This window comes from Oryzomonas japonica (genome assembly GCF_008802365.1).
GTDB classification, from domain to species: Bacteria; Desulfobacterota; Desulfuromonadia; order Geobacterales; family Pseudopelobacteraceae; genus Oryzomonas; species Oryzomonas japonica.
The window spans coordinates 359,056-385,296 of record NZ_VZQZ01000001.1 but is presented as its reverse complement, the minus strand read 5'-3'; the positions used below and the strand labels follow the sequence as shown (position 1 = coordinate 385,296).

At 61.3% G+C, this 26,241-nt stretch carries 19 protein-coding genes; 9 read left to right on the top strand and 10 right to left on the bottom strand.

The window, feature by feature from the left end; translation table 11 throughout:
* Positions 1-12: 12 nt before the first annotated feature.
* The 5 genes from F6V25_RS01705 to F6V25_RS01685 all read right to left on the bottom strand — a co-directional run bounded on the left by F6V25_RS01705 (position 13) and on the right by F6V25_RS01685 (position 9,297).
* Complete coding sequence (locus tag F6V25_RS01705) at positions 13-1,989, bottom strand: hypothetical protein (RefSeq protein WP_151126650.1); 1,977 nt, start codon at positions 1,987-1,989, stop codon at positions 13-15.
* Positions 1,990-2,185: 196 nt separating this feature from the next.
* The gene (locus F6V25_RS01700; protein ID WP_151126648.1) at positions 2,186-3,004 is read right to left on the bottom strand and encodes an AAA family ATPase; all 819 of its coding nucleotides are present in this window, start codon (positions 3,002-3,004) and stop codon (positions 2,186-2,188) included.
* 4 nt (positions 3,005-3,008) lie between these two features.
* A complete protein-coding gene (locus tag F6V25_RS01695) occupies positions 3,009-3,764 on the bottom strand; it encodes an NADH-quinone oxidoreductase subunit B family protein (RefSeq protein WP_151126646.1) in 756 nt (251 codons plus the stop codon).
* On the bottom strand, positions 3,703-7,257 hold the full coding sequence (locus F6V25_RS01690; RefSeq protein ID WP_151126644.1) for an alpha-amylase family protein: 3,555 nt from the start codon (positions 7,255-7,257) through the stop codon (positions 3,703-3,705). Before F6V25_RS01690 ends, F6V25_RS01695 begins: the two co-directional genes overlap by 62 nt.
* Positions 7,258-7,353: 96 nt before the next feature.
* A complete protein-coding gene (locus F6V25_RS01685; protein WP_151126643.1) occupies positions 7,354-9,297 on the bottom strand; it encodes a tetratricopeptide repeat protein in 1,944 nt (647 codons plus the stop codon).
* 181 nt (positions 9,298-9,478) lie between these two features.
* Here F6V25_RS01685 and F6V25_RS01680 point away from each other — a divergent pair, with 181 nt between their 5' ends.
* Entirely contained in the window at positions 9,479-10,324 is an 846-nt protein-coding gene (locus F6V25_RS01680; protein ID WP_151126641.1) for an HDOD domain-containing protein, read from the top strand.
* Positions 10,325-10,343: 19 nt separating this feature from the next.
* Here F6V25_RS01680 and F6V25_RS01675 read toward each other — a convergent pair whose 3' ends face one another.
* A complete protein-coding gene (locus F6V25_RS01675) occupies positions 10,344-10,529 on the bottom strand; it encodes a hypothetical protein (RefSeq protein WP_151126639.1) in 186 nt (61 codons plus the stop codon).
* A 166-nt stretch (positions 10,530-10,695) separates the two neighbouring features.
* Here F6V25_RS01675 and def point away from each other — a divergent pair, with 166 nt between their 5' ends.
* Genes def through F6V25_RS01660 form a run of 3 tightly spaced genes read left to right on the top strand, consistent with a single transcriptional unit; the run spans position 10,696 to position 12,964 of the window.
* A complete protein-coding gene (gene def, locus F6V25_RS01670; protein ID WP_151126637.1) occupies positions 10,696-11,211 on the top strand; it encodes a peptide deformylase in 516 nt (171 codons plus the stop codon).
* On the top strand, positions 11,208-12,167 hold the full coding sequence (fmt, locus tag F6V25_RS01665; protein ID WP_151126635.1) for a methionyl-tRNA formyltransferase: 960 nt from the start codon (positions 11,208-11,210) through the stop codon (positions 12,165-12,167). Before def ends, fmt begins: the two co-directional genes overlap by 4 nt.
* Positions 12,167-12,964: a DUF116 domain-containing protein gene (locus F6V25_RS01660; protein ID WP_151126634.1), complete on the top strand. Its 798-nt coding sequence runs from the start codon at positions 12,167-12,169 to the stop codon at positions 12,962-12,964. Before fmt ends, F6V25_RS01660 begins: the two co-directional genes overlap by 1 nt.
* Positions 12,965-13,009: 45 nt before the next feature.
* Here the strand turns inward: F6V25_RS01660 and F6V25_RS17350 are convergent, their stop codons facing one another.
* Genes F6V25_RS17350 through mtnA form a run of 3 tightly spaced genes read right to left on the bottom strand, consistent with a single transcriptional unit; the run spans position 13,010 to position 17,497 of the window.
* A complete protein-coding gene (locus F6V25_RS17350) occupies positions 13,010-13,264 on the bottom strand; it encodes a GSU3128 family (seleno)protein (protein ID WP_274596130.1) in 255 nt (84 codons plus the stop codon).
* An 18-nt stretch (positions 13,265-13,282) separates the two neighbouring features.
* Positions 13,283-16,453, bottom strand: coding sequence for a bifunctional [glutamate--ammonia ligase]-adenylyl-L-tyrosine phosphorylase/[glutamate--ammonia-ligase] adenylyltransferase (glnE, locus tag F6V25_RS01645; RefSeq protein WP_151126632.1), 3,171 nt, complete (start codon positions 16,451-16,453; stop codon positions 13,283-13,285).
* 3 nt (positions 16,454-16,456) lie between these two features.
* The gene (gene mtnA / locus F6V25_RS01640; RefSeq protein ID WP_151126630.1) at positions 16,457-17,497 is read right to left on the bottom strand and encodes an S-methyl-5-thioribose-1-phosphate isomerase; all 1,041 of its coding nucleotides are present in this window, start codon (positions 17,495-17,497) and stop codon (positions 16,457-16,459) included.
* A gap of 303 nt (positions 17,498-17,800) precedes the next feature.
* Here mtnA and F6V25_RS01635 point away from each other — a divergent pair, with 303 nt between their 5' ends.
* Complete coding sequence (locus tag F6V25_RS01635) at positions 17,801-20,308, top strand: helicase C-terminal domain-containing protein (protein ID WP_151126628.1); 2,508 nt, start codon at positions 17,801-17,803, stop codon at positions 20,306-20,308.
* 98 nt (positions 20,309-20,406) lie between these two features.
* Here F6V25_RS01635 and F6V25_RS01630 read toward each other — a convergent pair whose 3' ends face one another.
* Positions 20,407-20,895: a hypothetical protein gene (locus F6V25_RS01630; protein WP_151126626.1), complete on the bottom strand. Its 489-nt coding sequence runs from the start codon at positions 20,893-20,895 to the stop codon at positions 20,407-20,409.
* 98 nt (positions 20,896-20,993) lie between these two features.
* Here F6V25_RS01630 and F6V25_RS01625 point away from each other — a divergent pair, with 98 nt between their 5' ends.
* The 4 genes from F6V25_RS01625 to selB all read left to right on the top strand — a co-directional run bounded on the left by F6V25_RS01625 (position 20,994) and on the right by selB (position 25,673).
* Positions 20,994-21,914, top strand: a complete 921-nt coding sequence (locus tag F6V25_RS01625; RefSeq protein ID WP_151126624.1) for a metal ABC transporter substrate-binding protein — start codon at positions 20,994-20,996, stop codon at positions 21,912-21,914.
* A 1-nt stretch (position 21,915) separates the two neighbouring features.
* Positions 21,916-22,851: a sensor histidine kinase gene (locus tag F6V25_RS01620; protein ID WP_151126622.1), complete on the top strand. Its 936-nt coding sequence runs from the start codon at positions 21,916-21,918 to the stop codon at positions 22,849-22,851.
* A gap of 13 nt (positions 22,852-22,864) precedes the next feature.
* A complete protein-coding gene (locus F6V25_RS01615; protein WP_149307441.1) occupies positions 22,865-23,569 on the top strand; it encodes a response regulator transcription factor in 705 nt (234 codons plus the stop codon).
* Positions 23,570-23,762: 193 nt separating this feature from the next.
* Positions 23,763-25,673 carry a selenocysteine-specific translation elongation factor gene (gene selB, locus F6V25_RS01610; RefSeq protein WP_151126620.1) on the top strand — a complete coding sequence of 637 codons (1,911 nt, stop codon included), beginning with the start codon at positions 23,763-23,765 and terminating at the stop codon, positions 25,671-25,673.
* Positions 25,674-26,241 lie beyond the last annotated feature (568 nt).

Here is a 26,241-nt window from a genome sequence, read left to right as displayed (position 1 = left end):
CCGCCCCACCCGCTACCAGATGTAGTCCTTAGCAATCTCCCGCTTGTCATGTCCAAACAGCAGGTGCATCACCCTGATCCGCTTCAGCGCGGGGGGAGACAGGCTCCCCAGGGGGATGTAGACAATCTTCTTCCCCATGCCGGCCGCGATGCGCTTGAAGATACTGCGCGGCGGGCGGGCGGCCGCATAGACCACATGGGGATCCGGAGAATAATCGAGGGCGGCCATGAGGAGGATTTCGGCCTTGGTCCCCCATCCCCGGTATGATGGGTCCTGCCACACATCCCGCATCCGGCGCGGCGGATAGGAGAGCAGCAGCCCGCCGTACTCGCAACGGCAGATGCCCGGTCCGCTCACGTTGTCGCTCGGTTCGGTGGCGTAAAAGGCCATGTCGGATTCCTGTTCGTGCTCTCCCAGCCAGGTCATGGCAAAAGGGTAGCGGTTGCGGCGATCCTCGTCGAAGATGACCACCACACTTCCCACGCCGCCTTTGATCCGCATCCGTTCCCACACATAGATACGCCCGTCGTGTGGTTGGTTGCGGATCGTTTCGCGCAGGTCGATGCCGTCCAGCAGCGAGGTACTCAGGGGCTCCACCCGGCTCTGCTCCTCGGAGAGTTGCCGTATCCCGGTCCGCCGCAGAAGCTTGCCGTAGTTTTCGATGATGATGTCCTCGGGCGGCCAGGAGCAGATCGAACCCTCGTTGAATCCCTCCAGCCATTCGCCCGGCCGCTGTTCCCGTTTCCGCTTGAGGAACCGCAAGCCGGAGCGCCCCTTGTCCGACCGCTTGCGGGGGCGAAAGCGGATCGTGCGGCTCTGGTCCCACAGGTCCTCGACCCGCAGGCGCAGCAGCGGAATCTCCGCATCCTCCCGTTGCCAGGGATAGCATTCGGCCAACCGCCAGAAGGCGTAGGCGAAGTTGTCGTCCACGCACCCCCGGGCAGCGGTCAGGAGTTGGAAGAGGTCGGGGAGCAATTGTCCCGAAAGGGCGGCATAGTTGCGACAGAAACGAAAAAAGGCCCGTTTCTGCCAGTAGTGGATCTGTTCTCCCGTTTCCTGCCGGTAATGCCGGGCGGCCTGTTCGAACAGGCGCAGATGGATACGCTGCCGGTCCGGCATCTCCCCGCTCGCTCCCACCTTTCGCGCGCTGCTTTCCATGGCCGCGCGCATGACCTCCTGTTCGGGAATAGCCTGTTTCCCCCCCGCGATCAACTCCAGCGCGTTAAAGCGCCGCCGCAGGGAGGGCGCCGCCCCTTTCCGCTCCGGCGGCAGGCCGTTGCGGCGCATCTCGTAGATGGCCGAGGCAAAGGGAAACTCGCCCATGACCTCTCCGCAGGAGTCGGGATGGAGACTGGAGATGCGGACATCGTTGCGGCGCACCCTGCCCAGCGGTTCGCTGCGCGGTTGCCCGTAAAACTCCTTGATCCGCCTCACATGGGCCATGCCGCCCACAAACAGGATGCGTTCATGGCACGGTGCCAGTTGTTGCAACCGGAAAGCCATCCCCTGTTCGCGCCGGAGGTCCTCTCGGCGCGGTGCTGTACCCTCCGTGGCACGGCAGTATTCCCGAAAATAGTCGGCCAGCCCGATGCGCTGGATGGCATAGGAATCGGGCAAAAACTCCTTCACAGCAGGGTAGTCGTCCAGGTCGACATCCACCAGATGGAGCGGGATTGCCTGTTCCAGGGCGCAGCGGGCGGCCTCCGCCAGCGGGTCGGCCGGTTCCACCAGCAGATAGATGGTTTTGTTTGAGGCGGCGTTGGGAGCGGAACGGGGGGTGGAATCGTAGGAGATGACCGAGACCTGCGGCAGTCTGCGCACCGCCTGGATGAACCGCTCTTCCAGTGTGGAGGGGAGTTCAATGGCGATGCAGTCGGGCCTGACCTGCAGGACGGCTTGGCGCACCAGATGGGCGAACTCCAACCGGTAATGCAGAATGGGCAGGGCGTGGACGGGGCCGAAGGTTTCCAGGTGAAGGCGGCTGGGCATAGGTCAGGACTTTCTTACCTGAAACCGTGACGCCGGAATGCCGCAGTGCCCGGAAGAGCCGGGGCCTGCCCGCCGCCCTGCCGCGTCAAACCACTCGCTTCATCGGTCCTCCGCCGACCAGGTGCGCACCTTCTCGAGGGCAAGGGCAGAGGCCCTTCGGACCAACGAAGGCATGGAGGCGTCACGGTTTCAGGTTCTATTTCAGATACTCCAGGGCCTCGTCCCCCAACACCCGTTCCACGGCCAGGGGGAGCAATTCGGCAGCCTCCGTTCCCTGCATATGCATCATTTTGAGGGCATAGCGGGCGATATTGATGCCGTCCCGCACGGAATAGGCTTCATCGGCGGCATGGGCGCGCTGTAGGAAATCCACCACGTACTGCAGGATGCGGCCGCTGCTGAAGGGGAGGTTCTCCCTGAGGATCAGCAACTCCTCGTCGGCAGCCGGGAAGTCGATGTAGATCTGGGGCTGAAGCCGGGAGTGGATGTATTCCGGCACCTCGAAGGTTGAGGAGTCCTCGTTCATGGTGACGACGATGCGAAAATCCCGGGCCGCCGGGATGCGCAGGCCGGTGACGATGGACTCCACGTAGCGGCGGTCGTCCAACAGCGGCGCCAGTGAGGCCCAGGCCTTCTCGCTCATACGGTTCCCCTCGTCCAGTATCAGCACCCCTCCGGCGAGCATCGCCGAAACCAGGGACGAGGCGGCGTACTGGATCTTGCCATCCGGGCTGATCACCGGCGAGATGATCAAGTCTTCGGGCCGGGTGTCCATGGTGGCCTGATAGAGATAGACCGGTCGCCCCAGACGCAGGGCCGCTGCATAGGCCAGGGTGGTCTTCCCCACCCCCGGCCGCCCCACCAGGCGGGGATTGAAGGGGATGTCCCGTGCGTCGATCACCATCCAGGCCGCCAGCAACTGGGTGAGCAACTCCTCCTGCCCCACCCATTTCAGCGTAAGGTTCACCGGCGAGGCGAGGTTCAGGGCTATACCGTCTATGGTCGTCTGCTTCATCGGCCTATCTCCTCCCCAACAGCCGCAGCAACCCGTCCAGGATGGTCAGGGGATGGGGTGGGCAGCCGGGGATGTAGAGATCCACCGGCAGAAATGTATCGACCCCGTCATGCACCTCGTGGTGCCCGTGAAACGGGCCGCCGTCGATGGCACAGGCCCCGGCGGCAATGAGCACCTTGGGGCCGGGGATCGCCTCCCAGGTCTTGAGCAGGGCGATACGCATGTTCTCCGTAACCGGCCCGGTGACGAACATGCCGTCGGCATGACGCGGTGAGGCCACGAACTGGATGCCGAAGCGCCCCAGGTCGTACCCGACCGTGGAGAGCACATTGGTGTCGGCCTCGCAGGCGTTGCAGCCGCCGGCGCTTACCTCCCGCAGCTTGAAGGAGCGGCCGTACAGGGACACCAACTCTTTGCCCAGGTCATGGGCCAGCCGGCGTTCTTCCCCCTCCCGGACCACCAGGTCCTCGCGTTCCGACGTGGCCAGCTTTTCGTCGGCGGTGAAACGCACCGCGCCGGTGGGGCAGGCCCGTTCGCATTCGGGGCAGAAGAGGCATTTGCCCAAGTCCACGGCCAGACCATTGGCGTGGTAGATGGCAGCCACCGGGCAGACCTCGGTGCAGCAGGTACAGCCGGGCGGGCACCTGGCCGGGTCGAGCTGCGGATAGCCCCGGAACAGCTCCGGCAGGGACGCCGGCTCAGCGGGGTAGCGTGTCGTCCGGTTTTTTTGACGTATGCGCTCGAGCGTCGCCTTGAGCATCCGTGCCCTTTCCTTTCGCTCGTTTTACCGGAGTTCCAACGCCGGTTTTCAGCGTCGGTTCCAATAATTGCTGAAACAGGTTGCTGCGGTAGCCGGCATGGGCGGCCAGAGCGATCCAGGCTTCCCGTTCCCGGCTGGCCGCGGTCAACCACGCCGAAACGGTGCGGCTGGTCGGTCGTTGCAACGCCAATTCCACCAGGCCGATCACGGTGAGCCATGCGGCCAGTTCCTCAAAGCGCTCCTTGTTGAACCACTCGACGCCGCCGCTTTCGTGAACCAGCATGAAATCACGGCAGGCCGGAGAGGAAAAGACTCTCGCCATGGCAGCCGTTGGCATCCCTTCCTGTCCGAAGCCATCCGGGGCGGCCCCTGCCAGCAAGGCTCCGAGGAGTTGAGCGGCACGGTGCGCTCCCTCCCGGTCCGAATCTTCCTTTAACACGCGTCGCATGGTGCAATCGAGCCCAAAGGTATCCAGGCACTCCGCCCCGGCATCTCGCAGGAGCAGCCACCCCAACAACACCCGGGCGCCCACAGGGGCATCCAGCAGTTCCACCAGCCCGGCGTGCGCTGACCGGGCGGCCTTGGCAGCCGGTTTCAGTGCCGTGAAGGCCGTCATGAACTCGTGCCAGACGGATATGGTCTTCAGCACGGCATCAGCCCCGCTCACACCCCCAGCCAGGTGGGCATGCAGAACCGCCAGGAAACGCTGGGCAGCCCGGGCCACATTTCCCGGCTTTGCCGCAACAGCGCTCTCCTTGGGTACCGGGACCAGTTGCAGCACAGCCTGGAAGGCGGCATTCAGGGAGGCGTAACGCTGCTGTTTGCGTTCGTCCTCCAGATTTTCCACGCCGCGGCCGCCCAAGGTCGCACAGAGTTTCCGCCAGCTTCCCTCTCCATCATCGCGGATCTCCCGAAAATCCATGAAGACGTGGAACTGGTATTCGCCAAGCTCCACATAGAGCCCCTTTTCCGCCAATTCTCGACCGCTACGCACATACTCCAGCCCCTGAGTGTGGTCGCGGAAAGCGTAATAGAGATGATCGTCCGCCGTAACGCCGAGGGCGGCGCCCAGTGTCGTCCGGCGCAGTTCGGTGGCATCACCTGCGGCCTTGGCGGCAAACGCGGCGGAATCTTTGATCCATCCCGCGCAGCTGGCGTACCGGTTGTGGTACAAGACCAACGCCCGCTGTTCGCCCACCCGGTTCGAATAGGCGAAGACATTCTCGTCAACCGTGGGGCCGGCGTAGAAATCGTACAGCACGAAGTTCTCCGCACCGGAGAAGAGCCAGCGCCGGCGCAGCAGCGGGAAGATCCACATCTCGTGGCCGCGCACCAGCCCCGCGTCAACCGCCTCGTCCCAGTAGGCCCGCTTGTACTCCATGCCGTACTTTTCGTGGAAACCCTCAATCTGGCCATGGCCGAGCATGGGCAGCCCCGGCATGGTGGCCAGCAGCACGCAGGCGCCGAAGTACTTGCCCTGGGCCCCGAACTGTTCCACGGCGGTCTTCTCGTCCGGGTTGTTCATGAAATTGACGAAGCGCTTGAGCACCTCGGGATTGAATTCCAGGACATTCTTGATGGTCTGGCGGTACTTGGCGTTTTCCTCCATCTTGAGCATGTTCATGAAGGCGCTGTTGTAGACCCGGTGCATGCCCAGGGTCCGCACGAAATAGCCCTCCATCAGCCAGAAGGCCTCGGCCAAAAGCAGGGTGCCGGGCGCCTCGGCCGCCACCCGGTCCACCACCTCGCGCCAAAACTCCACCGGGAAGAGGGCGTCGAACTCCTCCCGGCTCATGCCGTGTTCGGCCCGTGACGGGATACCGCCTCCCAAGCCGCGGATCGGGAACCAGAGGCGCTGGTAGTGCTTCTTGGCCAGGGTCATGGCGGCGTCGAAACGGATGATCGGGAAATTGTGGGCCACATGCAGGATGGTCTGGATGACCGCTTCCCGCACCTCGGGAATCAGGTAGTTAAGTTGGGCCGTGTCGTTCCAAGGGATGCTGGTGCCGTCGTTGCCGTGGTAGATGTAACGGATGCGGCCGGTAGCGCGTTCGATCAGCCGGAAGACCACGGCGGCCTCGGTCTTGGTCCAGTAGCCATCCTCGATCTGGATGCAGGCGTCGCCCGAACGGGACAGGTCATCGCCATTGAAGTGATAGGTGGGGAACGGGGGATAATCAGTCTGGACGAACCAGTCCGGGTGTTGGATGACCCAGCGGGAATAGATGCCGGTGTGGTTGGGGACCATGTCGCTGGCCAGGCGGATGCCCCGCTGGCCGGCCCGCTCCCGCAGGCTGCCCAGCGCATCCCATCCCCCCAGGTCCGCGGCGATCTCGTAGTCGTACAGGGAATAGGCCGAGGCGATGGCATCGGAATTGCCGCACAACTGTTTGATACGCTGGGAGGCCGGTGAACGCTCCCACACCCCGATCAGCCAGAGCCCGGTGATGCCGGCGGCCGCCAGCCGGTCCAACTCCCCGTCCGGCACCTGGTCGAGGCGGGTAATGGGCCAGCCGTACTGCTTCGCGAGCTGGTCGAGCCAGACATAGACCATCTTGGCGATCAGCACCACGTTGGACATCCAGTCCGCATCCGGCGAGAACCCCTCGTACTCGGGGTAATCATAGCCTCCGAAGACCGAACTGCCCCCAGCCTGCCCCTGATGACCGGCCCGGCCGAACTCCAGAACCGGCGGCGGTCCCGGTTCCCCGGCACCGCCCCACTCCCGCTCCTCTTCAACCAGGATATCGAAGGCGACCGCCACCTCTTCCAGCAGTTCCGGCGGCAGCAGCTTGGTCCATTGGGTGCGGATAAAGCCGAGTTGCCCGGCGAGAGAGGTGGGGGCCGAGTTGATGGGCGCCCACAATGCCTCACCTAGGGTACAGCGCAACTCCGCCAGAAGAGGCCCCTGTTTCAGGGCGGTCTGCATGCCGGCGGCCATGGCCGGGTATGCGGTCTCATCCGCCAGGACCCGGTCGTCGAGGATAGGGCGAAAGCTGTCGAGGGCCGGGTTTTGGGCGGCCAGCCTGAGCAGCAGCAGTTCCCGGAGGACCAGGCGGCGTCCCCTTTCACCGGCGGCACCAAGCCACTCGTCGCTCTGTTGCACGCCTTGCAGGACATCGTCAGGTGGAAAGAGCGCCACGAAACGCTCCAGGGTTGCCACCGTTCCAGCCCCAGCGGGATCATACCCCCCGCGTTGCAGGGCATCCACCATCACCCCCGGTGTTGCGCGCTCCCCATAGACGTCGATGATATGGCGGTAGACCTTGAGCAACATGGCGTACAGGACAAGATGGCCGGCGTGAACCGGCGGCGCAGCGGGACCTTGGTCGCGATTCAGCTTGAAGGCAAGCTGGCGGTAAAATATGACGGCGGGTATGCCGCGGGTGGCAATGAGTTGTGAAAGCGCTCCCAGGTCGAGGTCGCGCCAATGTTGGGCGGATATCTGGATGGTGCGGGGGAAGTAGGCTAGTGCGCTGCTCAGTTCAGTCATATCTGTGTCCAGCCGTGAGCGTGAGGGGATACGGCGGCGGGAACGCCGGAACGGGACTGCCCGTAATCCGCCGAACCGATGAACGCAACATGAGTGCTAATGTTTTTTCTTGGCTTTGCTCTTTTCCGTTTTTGTGGACTTGCCGCTCTTGGACGCTTTCGTCTTCTTTGTCTTTTTGGCCTTGATTTTCTTGTTCTTACTGCTGACCTTACTGCTGATTTTTCGCGGTTCCGGGCTGAACTCGTCACGGATATTGTTCAACAGCACCGAGGCTTCTTCAAGGGACGGATCGGCCTTTTTGGCCGCTTCGAGTGCCACTTTTGCCTCTGCGAGCCGGCCGGTCTTCAGGTAGAGGCGTCCCAGCGCGTTAAGAGAGCGGGCGTGGTCCGGTTTCAGCGCCAGGGCCTTTTTATAGCAGGCAATGGCATTTTCGTAGTCTTTCTTGAAATCGTAGATCAGGCCCAGCTTGTAATGGTTGTTGGGGTCATCGGGGAAGAGTTCCGCCGTGCCCTTGAGCAGGTCGGTAATCTCATCGTAGCGTTTGTCCTTGACGTAAAGCGACACCAGGGCGTTGCGCGTTTCCACGTCGTCTTTCTGTTGCGCCAGCACCCTTTTGTAATGCTCGATGGCCTTGTCGTTCAAGCTTTTGGTCTTGTAGAGGGCGGCGATCTCCCGGTTTGCGTCCACGTTGTCGGGCGACTGCTTCAGCACCGCCAGATACCCTTCGATGGCCAGATTCGTTTCCTTGTTGCGGGCAAAGAGCCGGGCCAATTTGAGCTGGATATCGGGACTGTTTGGCTTGAGCTTGAGAAACTCGCCGTACTGCTCCACCGCCGGGGCGTTGCTCCCCCGGTTCAGGTAGATATCGGCCAGGCGCAGCCTGGCATCGGCGTTCTGCGGTTTGACCTGAACAGCCTGTTTGTAGGCGACCACCGCCTCGTCCAGCATATCCTGTTTTTCATAGAGAATACCGAGATTGAGGTACACGTCACTATTGGTGCTGTTGCGATAGGCCGCTTCCTTATAGGCCGCAATGGCTTCGTTATCCATACCCGCGGAACGGTACAGGTTGCCGAGTTCTTCGTACGACGCCACGGCATCGGGTTGATCCTTGATGGTCGCCTTCAGCCTTTCGATCGCCTTTTCCAGCTCTGCCTTGGGGCGGGGGGCGACAACCGGCTTGGCAACAACTGGTGCCGGGGAAGCGAGCGGGGGCCGGACGATGGCCGGGGCAGCTGGAGTGGCCGGGGCCGGCTTACCTTTGCCCCCCAGGAGTTTTTCATACTCGGCCTGTTTGCTATCGCCCTTTTTCGTATAAATATCGGCCATCATCAGATGGATTTCGCGATTTTGCGGGCTGGCCAGCGAACCCTTTTTGAGTTCGTCCAGAGCCTTGTTCAGATCGTTGCGTTCCAGATGGATGGCGGCAATGCCCATATGGGCCTTTTCGGAATTCGGATCGGCCTGGAGCGCCCGGCGATACTCCTCCAGTGCCTTAGCCTGTTGGCCGATGGCGACGTAGATCTCTGCCAGACCGGTGAACACGCTGGCGTCCGTGGTCAGTTCGCGGCCCGCTTCATTGAAGTGATAGATGGCCAACGGGTAAACCTTGCGCTCCGCCAGGATCAGGGCCATGGCCTTATGGTATTTGGGATTGGAAATCGTCGCCAGGCCGCGGGCCAACTCCACCGAGGCCTCGTCGTTCATCCCCTTCTGAGCGTACAAGAGCCCCAGATTGCCGCTTGCCAAGGGGAAAGACCGTTCCAGCTGCAGCGCCTTGCGATACTCCGCAATCGCTCCGTCCAGGTTGCCGACCCGCTCTAACTGCAGGGCAGTGACGTAATGACCGGCGGCGCCGTCGGGGCAGATGGAAAGGATCTCCGCCTCGGCCTGACGCACCTGGGCTTCATCGCGAAGCGCCCCCAACTGCCCGGTAAGTTCCAGGGCCTTGGGGCATTTGTCGGCCCCGAACCCCCAGGTGAAACCGGTCAGCATGAGTACCGCGCAGGGCAGGGCAAGATATGAGCGAATCATTGGCATGTTCTTGGATTGTCCTTGGCAAGATCGATGTGTTGGGAGCGGATTATACATGGCGCCCGTTCAAAATTCAATTATTTAGGCAAATATCTTTGATTATTTACATTTTTATGCAATAATTCTCCCCGTGTGAGACCTGCCGACCGCACACGCCCGCAGCCGGTACGCGTTAAGGAGCAGAGAGATGAATCAAGAGCTAGAGACGTTGATCATGAATGCCAGCGACCTGCCCACCATCCCGGTGGTTGCGACCAAGGTCATGCAGCTTGTCGGAAGCGAAACCACCACATCGGAAGAGTTGGCCAAGATCGTGGCGGCCGACCCGGCCGTTGCCGCCCGCGTTCTAAAGATCTCCAACTCCTCATTTTACGGGTGCCAGCGTCAGATTCAGACACTGTCCCACGCCATCATGATCTTAGGTTTCAGCACCTTGAAGAGCCTCGTGGTGGCGGCCTCGGTCAAACAGGTGTACAAACCCTACGGCTTGACCGAGAAGATGCTGTGGGAACACTCCTTCGGCGCCGGCCTTGCCGCCCGCATCATTGCCGGCGTAACCCGGCTGGTAAATGAGGAGGAGGCATTCCTGGGGGGGTTGTTCCATGACATCGGCAAGATCATCATGAATACCATGGACAGCCAGCAGTTCCAGGCCGTCATGCAGAAATGCTATAATGACAGGATCTCGTTCCTGGAGGCCGAACGACAGGTCTATCCTTACAGCCATGCCGATGTAGGGGCGCTGGTAATCAAAAAATGGAACTTCCCCACGATCCTCATGCAGGCGGTCCAGAAACATCACACCTTTGATTTCGCCGACGACGAGGACCCCTATCAAATGCGCCTGACCAGTGTCGTCGGGCTGGCAAATCTCTTTTGCCACCGGGTTGGCGCGGGCATGCGCGAACCGGAGGAGATTTCTCTCCACGAAACACCGCCCGCCATCATTCTCAACATCGATGAGAAAGAGATGAATTTCCTTCTGGAAACCTTCGTGGAGTCATTCAACCGGGACAAGGTCTTCTTCAGCTAGAAAAGGCACCGGAAACATTTTAGGGACCGTTCCCCGCCTTTTCTTCCAATGCCTTCTCACTGGCCTCCCTGGAAATATCGATACGGTCCTCTTCCGGCTCATTCCCGTGCCCCACCCCCTTTCCCCGTTTGAAGACGCCCCCGCCCTGGGAGCTGTTCCTGCCGGTCTCCCGCACTCCGCTGATACCTCTGACCGAATCCGTCATATACCCTCCCACGCCATCGACCAAGATGATAAATTGATTTTTTCCGTCTGAAATAGTATCGTTATATTTTATATGATGTCAGAATAGTCGATGAGTCTCTAAACTCTCAACTCAGGCAGCGCCCCGTGATGGCGCCGAGCATACCGAATACGCCGCAAGGATGTCTATGATCCGTACAATTCTCACCTATCCTAATCCCGAACTCAAAAAGAAGTCGGCACCCGTCACCGTTATCAATGATTCCGTCCAACAGCTGGTCAGGGACATGGCAGAAACCATGTACGACGCACCGGGGGTCGGCCTGGCCGCACCGCAGATCGGCGTACACCAGCGCATCGTGGTGATAGATGTCTCCGCCAAGGACGAACCGCCAGCATTGATTGTAGCAATCAACCCGGTCATTGTCCATGCCGAGGGGGAAGCCTACGAAGAGGAGGGGTGCCTTTCCGTTCCGGGGTACTCCGCCAATGTCCGCCGCCATGCCAGCGTTGTGGTCAAGGGTCTTGACCCGGCCGGAAACGAAAAAACCTGGCGGGCGGAAGATCTGCTGGCCATCGCCTTCCAGCACGAGATCGACCATTTGGACGGAATTCTTTTTGTCGATCACCTTTCCCCCCTCAAGCGCGACCTATTCCAGCGCAAGTTCCGCAAGGCCGCCGAAGAGAAAAGGGGCGACAAATGACCGGCTGGCGGATAATTTTCATGGGGACTCCCGAATTCGCGTGTCCCACACTGCAGGTCCTCATCGACCGCGGCGAAAACCTGCTGGCAGTGGTCACCCAGCCGGACCGGCCCAAAGGGCGCGGCCAGAAGCTGATGCCGACGCCGGTAAAGGAAGTGGCGCAGCGTCACGGCATCCCGGTGTACCAACCCCTCAAAGTGCGCGACCCCGCCTTCATAGAAGAGATCCTCCGGCTCGAACCGGATGTGATCGTGGTGGTGGCCTTCGGGCAGATTCTCCCCAAGACGCTCCTGGAAATCCCCCCCCATGGCTGCATCAACGTCCACGCTTCGCTCCTGCCCCGGTACCGTGGGGCGGCACCCCTCAACTGGTGCATCGTCAACGGCGAGAGCGAAACCGGCGTTACGACGATGCTGATGGATGTCGGTCTGGATACCGGCCCCATGCTGCTCTCCCGGGCCACCCCCATTGACGAGAACGAGAATATCGCCGTTCTCCACGACCGCATGTCCGTAATGGGCGCGCAATTGCTGGCCGAGACCCTGGACGGGCTCAAGACCGCCTCCATACCGCCCCGGGAACAGGACAATGCCGCATCATGCTACGCCCCCATGCTGAAGAAGGAAGACGGCCTGATCGACTGGTCCCGCGACGCCCGCGCCATCCACAACCAGGTGCGCGGCCTGAGCGTCTGGCCCGGCGCCTATACCTTCATGGACGGCCATGTGCTCAAAATCTACCGCACCCGGGTCGCTGGCGGCAGCGGCCAACCCGGCACGGTATTGCGGGCGGCCAAAGGCGCGTTCGAAGTTGCCTGCCTGGCCGGAAGCATCATTATAGAGGAATTGCAGACGGCAGGGAAAAAGCGCTTGGATGCTGCCAGTTTCCTGGCCGGCTACCCGGTTTCGGAAGGTTCCCTGCTTGGGACTGAAACCAGTGGCGGAGAGACACCGTAATGACCGATACAAAAGGGGGCACCACCCCCCCCCGCAAACGCCTGTTCGTCTCCCTGATGGGCTTCACCTGCCTGATCGTGGTCGGCCTGACCTTTCTAGCCTGGTGGGTACCCAATCGCGGCCTTGCCAATATCCACCCCCAACTGCCCCACATCGTCGGCATCGTCGTGGCGGTGCTCTCGGGGGTGGCCATCTTGGGAACCGGCCTGCTGGTGCTGACCACCGCCCTGGGCAAGGATATTTTTTTCACCCGTTTCATGCGCCTGGTGGTCATCAAGTTTCTCCTGCCGATGATCGAACTGGTCGGCCGGGGGCTGGGGCTCGACAAGGACAGCATCCGCCAGTCCTTCATCGCCATGAACAACAGCCTGGTCATCTCCCAGCGCCAGAAGGTCAACCCCGACCGCATCCTGGTACTGCTCCCCCACTGCATCCAGTTGTTCGACTGCGAGATCAAGGTCACGGGCGACATCAAGAAATGCGTGCAGTGCGGCCGTTGCGACATCAAAGGATTGGTGGGCATCGGCAAAAAGTACCATGTGGACATCTCCGTGGCCACCGGGGGCACACTGGCCCGCAAGGTGATCGTGGAGAAGCGCCCGAAACTGGTGTTGGCCGTGGCCTGCGAACGCGACCTCACCTCCGGCATCAAGGACTGTTATCCCTTGCCGGTAATCGGCATCCTCAACGACCGACCTTTCGGTCCCTGTTTCAATACCACCGTCGATATCAGCAAGATTGACGAGGCGTTGAGCCAGGTGATCCTCCAGGAAGAGCCGACTTCAAAAACCGCCTGATACACAAAAGATACGGGCGGAGACCTCTCCCACCCGTATCTTTCGCTATTCCTTTTCTATCTCCGCCAGCATGTCCAGAGCAAAATTCTTGGCCCTGCCACCGGGGGCTATCGCGCCGTAGGCGATCGCCTCACGGAGTTCCGCATCCGTAGCGCCATGGGACTTCGCGGCCGCGAAGTGTTTCTTCAGTCAGGTGGGGCACCCCACGGCGATGGCGCACCCCACACGGATCAGCTCGCGCGTGCGGCCATCCAGCACCTCTTCGTACTCATAGTCAAGGAACTTCTTGCGGATGTTCATGGCTCCCTCCTCCCCTTATTACGTCAATTCCCCCAGGATCCGGGCGTAGCAGTCCCGGATTTTCCCGGTGATCTCCTCGTAATCGCTGATCAGCGCCGCGCCCGGGTTTTTCAGGGCAGGATCATAGCCCAAGCGCCGGGCCAGCTTGTTCATGTAGTTTTTCGACCCGGCCAGATCGTTCACCGAGTAATCATGGATAATGCGCAGGCGATTTTCCAGCTTGCGCAGGAACGTAAAGCCGGAGAGCAGCACCTCGGCGCCGTTATCCGGCACAAGGCCCAACCCCTCGATCTCCTTGAGAGCCACGGAGGTGCTGGTGGTGCGCAGTTCCGGGTACCGGTACCCGTACTTGAGTTGCAGATACTGGGTAACGAACTCCACGTCGACGATGCCGCCCCGACCGGTCTTGATATTGTAACTGCCGTTCTTTTCCCGCGCCAGTTCGTTCTCCATGCGCATCCGCAGCCGATGAATCTCGCGACGTCCCTCATCATCGATCGAGGTCCCGTAGACCGTATGACGGATCACGTCGTGCAACTGGATCCCCAAATTATCGTTCCCCAGCACCACCCGCGCCTTGGTAAGCGCCTGGCGTTCCCATATCTGCGCTTCCTTGCGGTGATATTCCAGGAACGAATCCAGGGAGGTGACCAGCGGTCCCGCGTTGCCCGACGGTCGCAGTCGGGTGTCGATCTTGTACACATACCCCTCACGGGTCTGCATGCTCAGGATCGAGATGATCTTTTGGGCCAGTTTGGCAAAATATTCGTGATTGGAGATCTGTTTCTCACCGTTCGTGGTACCCTGGCGATCATAGACGAAGATGATATCCAGGTCGGAATGATAGTTGAGGTCGCCTCCCCCCAGTTTGCCCATGGCGATCACCGCCAGCGAGGCCTCGGCATCGTCCCCCTCGAAACGGAACATCGGACGGCCGAAACGCTTCAGATCCTGCACCGCCAAGCGGTAGGCCGCCCCCAGGCAGGCCTCACCCAGTACGGTCAACTGGGCGGTGGCCTCTCCCTGGCCCAGCTTGCCATGGATATCGTTCAAACCGATGCGCAGAAATTCCTCGTTGCGGTATCGCCGCAGCACGTCCAACTGCTCTTCGAAATAGTCGGACCTCTCCAACAGCCCCACCAGTTCACTGTCCATCACCTCCCTCGGTTTGAGCGTGGAGGCATAACTGCGGGCCACCATGCTGTCCAGCAACTCCGGATGGCTGATCAGGATCTTGGAGAGGAATTCGGACATGCCGAACAGGGAAACCAGCAGCTTGAGCGTCTCACGATTTTCGGCCAAAAGGGCATAGTAGGAGGAACGGGTGCCGATGACGGCCAGAAAACGTTCCAGGTTGGCAAGGGCCATATCGGGGTCGGGCGACAGGAAGATCTCCTGCAAAAGGAGGGGAGCGATCTTTTCCAGGGTGCGGCGGCCGCGCTCGGTGAGGTTGCCGCTCTCAGGACCGCGCCGCAGCGCCTGGAGGTTCTCGTAGGCACGCTCCACATCCTCGAAACGGCGCTCGGCCAGCATATCCTTGACCAGGTCGGGATCGGCCTTGGCATCGAGGAAAAGGAGCACCTTGGGGTCCACATCCTGTTTGAGCTTCTCGTCGCGAGAAAGGAACAGATTGCCGTAGATGGAGGATACATTACCGCGATGTTCCTCCAGGGTTTCCATAAATCGTTCCGGGCCGTTGGGGCGCAGAAAACCGCAACGGCGGGCCAGGGCCTCCAACTCCTCCTCTTTGGCGGGCAGATTATGGGTCTGGCGCTCCTGAACCACCTGGATACGGTGCTCGGCCGTGCGGAGAAAACGGTAGGCCTCGGAAAGTCGGCGATGGTCGTCGTCCGTGATCAGGCGCGCCGCCAGCAGGGTGTCCAACGCCTTGAGCGAATTACGCTCCCGCAGATGGGGATTCTTGCCGGCATAGACCAGTTGCAGGGCCTGGATAAAAAACTCGATCTCCCGTATTCCCCCGCGCCCCAACTTGAGGTTGACCTCCCCCTCCATGGAGCGGGCCAGGGAGGCATCGATCTTCTGCTTCATGTTCTTCATATCCTCGATCAGGTTGTAATCGAGGTATTTGCGGTAGACAAACGGCTGGAGCATCTTCAGCAACTGATTGCCCAGTTCCAGGGAACCGGCCACCGGCCTCGCCTTGAGCATGGCCGTACGCTCCCAGGACTGGCCCCATGATTCGTAGTAGATCTCCGCAGAACGCAGAGAAATCGCCATATCGCCTGATTTGCCCTCCGGTCGCAGCCCCACGTCCACCCGAAAGACAAAACCGTCCTCGGTAACCAGGGAGAGCGCCTTGCTGATCATCTCGCCCAGTTTGTTGAAAAAGGTGTGCAGGGAGACAACCCCCTTCCTCACACCGGGGCCATTCTCTATGCCACTGGTCTCTCCACGGTCCGACTCATAAAAGTAGATGATATCGATATCCGAGGAGAAGTTCAGTTCATTCCCCCCCAGCTTGCCCATACCGATCACGGTCATCTCCGCTTCCCGGAGGCCGTCTTCGCCCTCCACCAGTGGGTTACCGTATTCCCGGATCAGGCAACGGCGGCAGACCTCGTAGGCCACCTGCAGCGACGCAGCCGCCAGGCTGGAAAGTTCTCCGGTCACCTCCTCCAGGGAGGCCAGGCCGTTCAGATCGCGAGCGGCGATACGCAGAATCTCGGCCCGTTTGAAACGGCGCAACACCCTGAGCAGTCCCGTAAAATCGATTCCCTCATCCACCCGGGAGCGGAGGGTGGCCAGCATCTCCCCATCCTTTCGGGCAAGATCGATGGCGTTCTCCAGAAACAGCCAGCGGAATGTGGCGGGGGTCTTGTAGATCAGGTTGACCAGGAACGGGGAGGAACCGCACACCTGGATAAATTGTCCCAGACGCTTTCGGCGCTGGGCCACTTCGGCCAAGTCTTGGGTGGGGATGACGCCGGTCAGGCGTTCAAAGGCGTTGAGCGCCATGTCGGGCAAGGGGGTCAAAAGCGAGCCGACAATAATGCGGTGCAGCGCATCGACGGAAAAATGCGACCCGGACAGGATAGCATTTTCTGCCGAACGCTCACCGTGGAGATAGCCGTGGGACTCCAGAAAGGAAGCCAGCGCCCGTGCCCGGTCGCCCTGGTCGGCAAGGCCCATGATGCGGCTGAACTCATGGGAAAAACGTTCCACGTGCATAGGTCAGATACCCGCGGCCTTTCTGAGCCCGAAGAGGTAATCACCGCTGACGATCCCTCTTTCGGTGATGATGGCGGTAATGTAACGGGCCGGCGTAACGTCGAAGGCAGGGTTGCGCACGCTGATCCCCGCTGGGGCGATGGCAATACCCTTGATGTGGGTTACCTCGTCCCTATGGCGCTCTTCGATGGGAATCTGGCTGCCGTCGGCGAGGGAGAGATCCAGGGTCGATATCGGCGCGGCCACATAAAACGGAATATTGTTCTCCTTGGCTAGCACGGCCACCGAATAGGTGCCGATCTTATTGGCCGTGTCACCGTTGGCGGCGATCCGGTCGGCCCCAACCACACAGCAGGTAATCTCGCCCCGGTTCATGAAAAACCCGGCCATGTTGTCGGAGATCAGGGTGGCGGGGATTCCCTCCTTCACCAGTTCCCAGGCGGTCAGTCGAGCCCCCTGTAGCCAGGGTCGGGTTTCATCGGCAAAAACCTTGATATCCTTGCCCGCCTCATGAGCGGCCCGGATCACCCCCAGGGCGGTGCCGTAGCCGGCGGTCGCCAGGCCTCCGGCATTGCAGTGGGTCAGGATCGTGGCTCCCTGGGGGATCAGGGTGGCGCCCCATTTGCCGATATTGCGGCAGATGGTCAGGTCCTCCTCCTCGATACGGATGGCCTCCTTTTTGAGCGCCTCCCGAATCTGATCGAGGCTCTTGCCGCGGTGGGCCTCGGCCACCCGCTTCATGCGCTCGATGCCCCAGAACAGGTTGACCGCCGTGGGACGGGTGCGGGCCATGATCTCGCAGACGTTCTCCAACTGGCGGAAAAAGGACTCGTGGGTATCGGCGATGATCTCCCGCGCCCCCAGGGCGATCCCCATGGCCGCCGCAACCCCGATGGCCGGGGCTCCCCGGATGATCATCCCCTTGATGGCCTCGGCAACGGATTTGAAATCCTCATAGGTATTGTAGACCTCTTCCCCCGGCAGACGGGTCTGGTCGATCATGATCACGGCGTTGTCACGCCACTCAATGGTGCGGAAGGACATGCAAAGCTCCTTTAGGTTGTTGAAAAACAGCCATCTCGACGCCGTCCTCGAAAGCCCTTTCGTGCGGCGTAGCGCTGCTACGCCTCCTCAGGACTTCCTGTGGGTGCGACGATCTGACTATTTTTGAACAACCTCAGTTTTTCAGCAGTCTGTTAGTACAATAGTGCAACCGCTTGATATATGTATCACGGAGGCCCGGAATCAGGCAATCATTTCAACCGGGCACCGCCCGCTTTTTCCTTGCCGCTCCCCGGCAGCGCTGCTAAACTTGATAAAATCTGTATGAAAGAAGTCCATAACTCAATGCACAAATATTTTAGCGACGACGCGTTGCTGCTGATGCGCCACGAGATAGAGGCGGCCGCCGGCAACGAGGTTTTTTTCATCGGCCGGGCCACCATCGAAGGCATCGTTTTCGAGGTGGAGGCCATCGCCCGCGGCAGCAAGCAGGCCGTACCGGCCATTCTCACCCGTGCGGCCTGCGGCGACGTGGTCATCCACAACCACCCCTCCGGCGACCTGACCCCTTCCGGGGCCGACATGGACATCGCCTCCGTGGCCGGCAACCAGGGAATCGGTTTCGCGATCATCGACAACGGCTGTACCCGCTGCTACCAGGTAGTATCCCCCTTTACCGAAAAAAAGGGGGAGTTGCTCTCCTTGGACGAGATCGCCCGGGTCTTTGCGCCGGACGGCATGATGGCCCACCTCAAGGGGTACGAGCAGCGGGATGAGCAGGTGCGCATGGCCTTCGCCGTGGCCGAGGCGTTCAACCACGACCGGGTGGTCCTGGTGGAGGCCGGCACCGGAACCGGTAAATCCCTGGCCTACCTGGTGCCGGCCATCCTCTGGGCGGTACGCAACAACCAGCGGGTGGTGGTTTCCACCAATACCATCAACCTCCAGGAACAGTTGATCCGTAAGGACCTCCCCTTTCTGGCGCGCAACTCCTCGATGGAATTCAAGGCGGTGCTGGTCAAGGGGCGTGGCAACTATGCCTGCCTGCGCAAGCTGGAAAACGCCGAGGCCGAGCCCTCCCTCTTCCCGGACGAGGCGGCGGCGGAGTTGACCGCCATCATCGAATGGAGCAAAAGCTGCCAGGACGGCTGCCGCAGCGACCTGGCTTTCACCCCGCGGGAAGGCACCTGGGAGGAGGTCTGCTGCGAGGCGGACCAGTGCAGCCGCTCCCGCTGCAAGCACTTCAACCGCTGTTTCTTCTACCGGGCCCGGCGCGATGCCTCAGCCGCCAAGGTGCTGGTGGTCAACCATGCCCTGTTGCTGTCGGACATTGTCCTGCGCAAGGAGACCGGCTACGACGCCACCGCCATCCTCCCCCCCTTCACCCGCCTGATCTTCGACGAAGGGCATCACCTGGAGGACGTGGCGACCAACCACCTCTCCCTGATAATCTCCCGCGGCGGCATCCTGCGCCAGCTGTATCGCCTGGTCCCCCCGAAGGCCACCCGCAGCGGCCTTTTGACGATCATCTCCGCCCGCCTGGCCCGGGATCTGCCGGACACCATGGAGGCGCTCTATACCGAGCTGTCGGCCCTGCTTGAGAGCCACCTGCTCCCCAAGGCCCACGACCTGACCGGCCTGACCGAACAGTGTATGGATTGGCTGGCCCTGGCCGTCGAGCGGGAGGCGGGGGGCGAAGGGGGCCGGGAACGCAAGCTGCGTATCACGCCGGCGCTGGAGCAGGGCGCTTTCTGGCAGGAATGCCGAGGGCGGGCCCATGCCCTGGCCGATGCGGTGAACGACTACACATCGGCCCTGCGCAGCCTGTTGCGCCGTTGCGAGGACCTTCCGGACAAGCTGCGGGAGAAGATGGCCGACCAGTTGCTGGATGCCGGCGGCATCGAAGGGCGCCTCCAGACCATGGCCGACGGCCTCCTGTTCTTCATCTCCGATGCCGAGGGCTACTGCCGCTGGATCGAGGCCCGTTCCGGCCACCGCGGCGTGCAGGCTCGTTTCTGCGCCGCCCCGCTGGACATCTCGGGCCAGGTCAAGGAGACCATCCTGGACCGGATCAAGACCATCATCGTCACCTCGGCCACCCTGACCGTGGGGGGCGATTTCGGCTACCTGAAGAAGCGTACCGGCTTTGGCCTTCTGGCGCCTGAGCGCCTGGGAGAACTACGCCTGGCCTCCCCCTTCGACTACGCCTCCCAGGTCTTCGCCGGCATCCCGGAGGACATGCCCGAGCCGACCGCGCCCGGGTTTCGCCAGGCGCTGGAGGAACGCATCCTGCAAGCCGTGACCATCTCGAAAGGGGGGGCCTTTATCCTGTTCACCTCCTACGACCTGCTCAACCGCGTCCACGGCGCCCTGGCCCCGGAACTGGCCAGACTGGGGCTGGTGGCCCTCAAACAGGGCGAAACCGGCCGCCATGCCCTGCTCTCCCGCTTTCGCAAGGAGAACAACGCCGTGCTGTTCGGCACCGATTCGTTCTGGGAGGGGGTGGATGTCAAGGGGGAGGCGCTCAGGCTGGTGATCATCGCCCGGCTCCCCTTCCAGGTGCCGACCGAGCCGGTACAACAGGCCCGCACCGAACAGATCCAGGCTGCCGGCGGCGATCCGTTCCGCGAATTTTCCGTGCCCCAGGCGGTCATCAAATTCCGCCAGGGGTTCGGTCGCCTGATCCGCAGCAGGGATGACCGCGGCGCGGTGCTGATCCTCGACCGGCGGGTGACCACCAAGAATTACGGCAGGATTTTTCTGCGCTCTTTGCCCGATACGGCGCTGGTGAAAGGCACTACGGAGGAGGTTTTTAGAAAAATGGCGGTGTTTTTTGGCGGGCCGGCCTCGTAAGGATGCAACCGATTCCACCGCGCAAGGTGGTTGCTGCACCTGGCAAGGGGATACAGCATGACGACATCGCTGCCGCGATCCTTCTTAGGGCGTCCCTCTCACTCCGTCTGTTTCAGACGCTTCCTGACACTGAAGTTGAAGCACTGGAAATAGGCCAGGCAGGCGAAGAGGAATGAGAATAAAGTGCTGGAAAGCACCAGCGGCGCCGCCTTAGCCTTTGTCTGGTCGGGGGCCAGGACGACGAAGGTGAGAAAAAAGATGACGGCGCAGGATTTCCACAGGTCGCCCAGCAGGCGTCTCTTACGCAACGCGGCCAGTTGTTCGTTGGACAGGCCGGGCACGCTCCCCTCGATCTCGATCCCGGCGTCGCGCCAGGCAAGCCGGTAAATCGGATAGATCAGGATCAACTGGACCACGATGGCGGTGACGATGCTGGTGATGAATTGGTCCGGCCGGCCGCGCAGGGCAAAGAGCCTCTGGAAATTGAACGCCATATATCCCAACAGGGCAATCAGCACAACCTGGACAACGCGATAGACGATCATGGTGCGGTGAACCCGCTTTACATCGGGATTGGGCATGGTCATTTATTCTCCCCGGTGGTAATAATGGATTGCGTTGGCGGCGCCCTGAGTTTATAACAGAATAACACGGTTATACGCAAGCCTTCATAAGGAGCTGTCAGATGGTGGTAACATCGCTCAGAACGATCACGGTCGTGATCCTCTGGCTTACCGTTCTCCCCTTTGCCGCTTCGGCGGCCGATGGGCCGATCAGGGTGGTCGGCACGGTATCCCCCTTGAGTGACATTGTCCGCAAGATCGGCGGGCGGCAGGTGGTGGTGTCCACCGTCCTCGCGCCCGGGATGTACCCCTCCGAATACCTCTTTCGCGAAGGGTACCTGGCAAAAATGAAAGGGACGGAACTGGTCATCCGTATCGGGGAGGGGGGAGACCCCTGGAGCGACCGCCTCATCGCGGCGATCGGCGCAAGGGTACCGGTCATCAACGCCGCCCGCCAGGAAGACCTTGCCGTCGCGAACCGCTTCTCCAGGTCTCGGGAATCGGCCGCTGCCGGAGGCCCCTCTATCCCGCAACTCTACGTCTGGCTGGACCCGCGGATCGTACGCGACCGCATCGCGCCCGCCGTATTGCAGGCCCTTGTCGAGTTGCGCCCCGCGCGGGCGGCGGAATTCAAGCGCAATTCCCGCCGCTTCTTCTTTGAACTTTCAAAGATGGATAACGAAACCGGCGCCCTGCTGGCGCAGATGCCTCCCAAACCCTTTATGGTCCAAACCGGGGCCTGGAGCTTCCTCTTCAACCGCTATGGTCTGATGCCTGTGGAGGTGGTCGTGCCCGATGAGAGGACAGAGATCAGCGCGGAAAGGATGTCGCGGATGATCGCCAGGGGCAGGCTTGCGGGGGTGCATCTGATCTTCCGCAACCACCGTCCCCCTACCCGGCCGCTCACGCAAATCGCCAAAAGGATCGATGCAGCCCTGGTGCCCCTGGGGGTAATGGGAAACGAACATCCGGATATGATGAACGGCAGCTATCTCGAACTGATGCAGGTCAACATCAAAAAACTGCTCATGGCGTTCCACTGATATGCGACTCCTCCGACGCATATTGAATCCGGTCATGGCGCTGATCGCCGTCCAGGTGGTCTGGATTACTCTGGTGGTCTGCTGGATCTATTGGTTCATCGGCAAGCACCGCGAGTTTCGCAAGCTGGCGGAGAAATACCGCCCGGAGCTGTTGGGCCAGGGGTACAACTGGCCGGTCATGGTCGAAGGACTGGCCATGCTGGTGGCCATACTGGTCGGCGTGTACGTCATCTTCCACTTTTGGAACCGCCAGTCGAACCTTTACGCCCAGCAGCGTAACATCATCTCACAGGTAACCCATGAGCTGAAATCGCCCCTGGCCTCCATCCAGCTCCACCTTGAAACCATCCGCCTGCGGCGGCCGTCCGAGGAAAAGCTGGACAACTTCGTGGGCACCATGCTGGCCGATACGGAACGCCTGCACTACCTGATCAACAACCTGCTCATGGCGGCGCGCCTGGAACAGCGCCGCAAACCGCCCGAGCGGCGTCTGACCGATATTTCGGCACTCCTGGAAGAGCATGTGGAGCGGGAACGCAGCAAGTTGGCCCAAGGGGGGAATATCTCCCTGGAAACCGAGGCGGGGCTCAAGGCCTCCGTCGATCCCGAAGAAATGGGCATGGTGCTGCGCAATCTTTTTGAAAACGCCGAACTCTATTCGCCCGAGTCCCCCGATATCTCCGTAACACTCAGCAAAGCCGGGACCCATCTCATTCTCTCGGTCAAGGACTGCGGGCGCGGTTTGGAATATAAGGAACTGAAAAAAATCTTCGAGATGTTCTACCGCGTCCGCCAGACCGACGAATATGTGCGGGGGACCGGGCTGGGGCTCTATATCGTCCAGTCGGTCGTCAAGGGATACGGCGGAACGGTCGGCGTAACAAGCGAAGGGCTTGGCAAAGGAAGCACCTTTACCATCAAAATCCCCGCTGCTTGAGGATATGCAGAGTATGACAAACGATAAACCCCACATCATGCTTGTCGAGGACGAGATCCACCTGGCCCGCGGCATCTGTTTCAACCTTGAGGAAGAGGGTTGCCGCGTCAGCCATTTCGACTCGGGCGAAAAAGCGCTGGTCACCCTGGAGGTGGAACATTTCGATCTGATCATCCTGGACGTCATGCTGCCTGGCATGGACGGCTTCCAGGTCTGCCGCGCCGTGCGCAAACTGGACCCGCGCGTGCCGATCCTCATGCTGACCGCCCGCTCCGAGGATAGCGACCGGGTAGAAGGGTTGGAGAACGGGGCCGACGACTACCTGACCAAACCGTTCAACCTGATGGAGTTTTTGCTGCGGGTGAAGGGAATGCTGCGCCGGTCGTCCTGGTATCGACCCGACCCGGTGGAGGAGGGGTATCGCTTCGGGGCCAACGAGGTGTTTCCGCTTTCCTACCGCGCCCGCACCGCCCAGGGGGAGATAGACCTGACCGAGATGGAGGTGCGCGTCCTTGCGCTCTTCTTTCAGAAGGAGGGAGAGATCATCCCGCGGGGCGAGTTGCTCCAGTCGGTATGGGGCTACACCAGCGACACCGAGACCAGAACCCTGGACAACTTCATCGTCCGCCTGCGCAGGTACTTCGAGCCCGACCCCGGCAAACCGGTCCATTTTCAGACCGTGCGCGGGGTGGGCTACCGCTTCAGCCGGCAGGCATAACGCCCCTTTTCCCGTCCCCCTCACGGGACTGAATCCCAGCAGACTGTTGGAAAACTCAGGTTGTTCAAAAATAGTCAGATCGCCGCACCCGCAGAAGGCCCTGCGGAGGCGTAGCAGCGCTACGCCGCACAAAAGGGACTTCGAGGACGACGACGAGATGGCTGTTTTTCAACAACCTCCTGAAGGAAATCCCATGAAACATCTCATTCTCGGCACCGCCGGGCATATCGATCACGGCAAGACCTCGCTGGTAAAGGCCCTGACCGGCATCGACACCGACCGTCTCAAGGAGGAGAAGGCCCGCGGCATCACCATCGAGTTGGGATTCGCCCACCTCGAACTAGCGGGCGGCATCCGCTTCGGCATCGTGGACGTGCCGGGCCACGAAAAATTCGTGCGCACCATGGTGGCCGGCGTGGGTGGGATGGATCTGGTCATGCTGGTGATCGCCGCCGACGAGGGGATCATGCCCCAGACCCGGGAGCACCTGGACATCTTGCGGCTTCTGGGGGTGAAGAGCGGACTGATCGCCCTGACCAAGCGGGACATGGTGGACCCGGAGTGGCTGGCCCTGGTCACCGAGGAGGTGCGGGAATTCACGGCCGGCAGTTTTCTGGAAAACGCGCCGATCATACCGGTCTCGGCGCGCACGGGCGAGGGGCTGGATGCGCTGAAGGCAGAACTGGGCAGACTGGCGGACCTGAGCGCGGAAAAACGGCGCGAAGGGCACTTCCGCCTGCCGGTGGACCGGGTCTTCACCATGGCCGGCTTCGGCACGGTGGTGACCGGCACCCTGCTCTCGGGCGAGATCAGGGTGGGCGACGAGCTGGAACTGCTCCCCTCGGGCCGGGAGGGGCGGGTGCGCGGCATCCAGGCCCACGGCAGCAAGGTTGATACCGGGATGGCCGGGCAGCGCCTGGCGGTGAACGTGCAGGGAGTGGACCTGGATCAGGTGCACCGGGGCAACGTACTCGTGCCGCGGGGGGTCTTCCGGGCGACCCGGACCGTGGACGCGCGCCTGGACCACTTGGCCTCGGCGCCCCGGGAGTTGAAACATCGCGCCACCTTGCGGCTCCATTCCGCTACCTACGAGGTACCGGCCCAGGTGATCCTGCTGGACCGTGACACGCTGCTGCCGGGAGAAAGTGCTTTCGTGCAGTTGCGCCTCAAGGAACCGGCCTTGCTGTTGCCGGGGGACAGCTATATCCTGCGGGTTGCTTCTCCCGCCACAACGGTGGGGGGCGGCGTGGTGCTGGACCCCTTCCCGCCCCGCCGGCGCCGGCGCAGCGACGAGGCGCTCCAGTTGCTGGAGGTGCTGGGAAGTGAAGAGCACCAGCGCATCTGCGCCTTGCTCGTCAACCAAAGCCTGCTCTCGGGGATCGCCTTCGAGGAGATCCTGCTCCGTTCCGGCATCCCGCGCAAAGCGGCCGAGACGGCCCTGGCCGGGCTGCTCCCCTCCGGGGAGATCATTCAGGTGGTACGGGAGCCCCGCACCTTTCTGTCACGGGAAGCGTTTGCGACCTTGAAAAGCGGTCTGCTGGGAGAGGTCACCGCCTTTCTGGCAACCAATCCGCTCAAGGAGGGGATGGGCAAAGAGGAACTGAAAACGCGCCTGCCCAAACGGAGCGACCAGCGCTTCTTCACCCCGCTGCTGTCGGCCATGGAGCGGGACGGCACCCTGCTCTCGGAACGGGATATCGTCAAACCGGCCGGCAGGGTGGTGCAAAGTTCCGCCTCAAGCGACAGCCTGGCCGGGAAAATCGCCACGTTTCTGGGGGAGAAGGGGAGCGAGCCGCCGACGATCAAGGAGACCATGGAGCGGTTCCGCTGCGACGAAAAGACCGTCCGCGACAACCTGGCCCTCTTGGTCAGGAAGGGGGAGGCGGTGCGCATCTCCAGCGATCTGTTCTACGCCGCCCCGGCCCTGAACGGCCTGCGGGAGAAGCTGGTGGCACTCCTCCAGGCCAAGGGAGAGATCACCCCGCCCGAATACCGGGAACAGACCGGCCTGTCGCGTAAGTACCTCATCCCGCTGTTGGAATACTTCGACGGCGAGAAGCTGACCATCCGGGTGGGGGACAAGCGGGTGCTGCGGAAGAGGTAGGTCCCCTCGGCTTTCCTCTCACCCGGCGCTCCGCGCCACCCTCTCCCGGTGGGCGAGGGAAACATTCACACCCTTCTCCCTCAGGGAGAAGGTGCCCCGGAGGGGCGGATGAGGGGGTTTTTGACGTGCGACAAAGAGCTAACCCAACATTACTGACTAAGACAACATCTCCGCAATTGAGCACACCCTGTGATTGTCCTGCTTTTCCCCGGAGATATAAAGGAGCACCAATATAATGCGACGCGCTGGCGAACGACCTCACGAAGTTCATGCCAATACAGAACAGATAAATGCTTCCCAGCGCCGCAGGGCTCGGCTTATGGAAGCCAGCATGAAGGTCAGGCCCGAGAGCATGCTGGTAAATTCAGAATTTGGAGAGATTGAGGACACTACTCATGCGTAATTTGGCAAAATGGTATGAGAGAGGTCAGCAAGGGACAGGATTTCGATTCTGTCCTTTTTTATTGCCTTCTTCCAGCGGGAGAGGGTGCCTGAAGGTGGCGAGGGGCGTTGGCCTTTTACCGCAGGTTTACCTTGACATGTGAAAATGTTGGGGGTTTGATAAGAC